Origin of the sequence: Acidovorax sp. K2F (assembly GCF_025246485.1) — a bacterium.
GTDB lineage: Bacteria > Pseudomonadota > Gammaproteobacteria > Burkholderiales > Burkholderiaceae_C > Acidovorax > Acidovorax delafieldii.
In genome coordinates this window covers 1-1151 of sequence record NZ_JAOBSQ010000020.1, presented here as the reverse complement: position 1 = coordinate 1151, position 1151 = coordinate 1, and the positions used below count along the sequence as shown (strand labels likewise).

Genomic DNA, 1151 nt, shown 5'->3' with positions numbered 1-1151 from the left:
GGCAACGCTGATTAAGGTCCACCATTGAGAGGGGTCAAACGTTATCCGCAGATGAAGCAGCAGACCTTGGCAATGGCCGCAGATCAAGACAACGGATTCGAGCATTCGCGCAAACCCACCCGACGCGAAGAGTTCTTGCGGACCATGGAGACAATAGTGCCATGGGCCGCTCTGTGCCAGGTGATAGAGCCGCACTACCCCAAAGCAGGCAACGGCCGCCCGCCCATTGGCCTTGAGCGCATGCTGCGCATCCATTTTCTTCAGCACTGGTTCAACCTGGCCGATCTGGCGTGCGAGGAGGCTCTGTATGACAGTGCCAGTCTGCGCCGCTTTGTGGGGATTGACCTGGGCCGCGAACGCGTGCCCGACGCCACCACGCTGCTGAAGTTTCGCAAACTGCTCAATGAGCAAAAACTGGGTGAAGCCCTGTTTGCCAAGGTAGGCCAGCAATTGCAGGAGCGCGGCTTCAAGGTCAACACCGGCACCATCGTGGATGCCACCATCATCGCCGCGCCCAGTTCTACCAAGAACGCCGACAAGGCGCGCGATCCCGATATGCACCAGACCCGCAAAGGCCAGCAGTGGTATTTCGGCATGAAGCTGCACATTGGCGTGGACAGCCAAAGCGGGCTGGCGCACAGCGCCGTGGTGACGGCGGCCAACGTGCATGACAAACACCCGCTGCCCGATCTGCTGCATGGCAACGAGCAGCGCGTGTACGGCGACTCGGCCTACGCCAGCCAGAAGGCTCTGATCCGGGGCAAGGCGCCCCAAGCCAAAGACTTCACCAACCAGCGCACCCGCCGTGCAGGCGAGGTGGACGAAGTTCAGCGGGCCAAGAACCGCAACAAGTCACGCATCCGCGCTCGGGTAGAGCATGTGTTCGGGGTGGTCAAGCGCCTGTGGGGATTCACCAAGGTGCGCTACCGCGGGCTGCAGAAGAACGCCACACGCGCATTCACGGCCTTGGCGCTGGCCAACATTTTCCTTGCCCGAGGGCGACTGCAGGGACAGGTGCGCCCGTAAGGGTGGAAATCGGGCCTCAAGGCCCTGCGAACGGCCCAAATGGGCGGCGCAAGAGGCCACAAAATCCAAAAAATGGCGTCTTCCGCGTTCGCGCGGGAAATTTCGAGGGCTTGTTCAGCGTAGCC

The 1151-nt window shown here is 61.4% G+C and carries 1 protein-coding gene; it reads left to right on the top strand.

Annotated features, from left to right (window positions below; all coding sequences use genetic code 11):
• The first annotated feature begins 51 nt into the window (after positions 1-51).
• Complete coding sequence (locus N4G42_RS06530; RefSeq protein ID WP_055392831.1) at positions 52-1026, top strand: IS5 family transposase; 975 nt, start codon at positions 52-54, stop codon at positions 1024-1026.
• Positions 1027-1151 lie beyond the last annotated feature (125 nt).

Excerpts from the sequence above, each read along its gene's own strand:
- N4G42_RS06530 (WP_055392831.1), top strand. The coding sequence starts at position 52 with ATGAAGCAGCAGACCTTGGCAATGGCCGCAGATCAAGACAACGGATTC.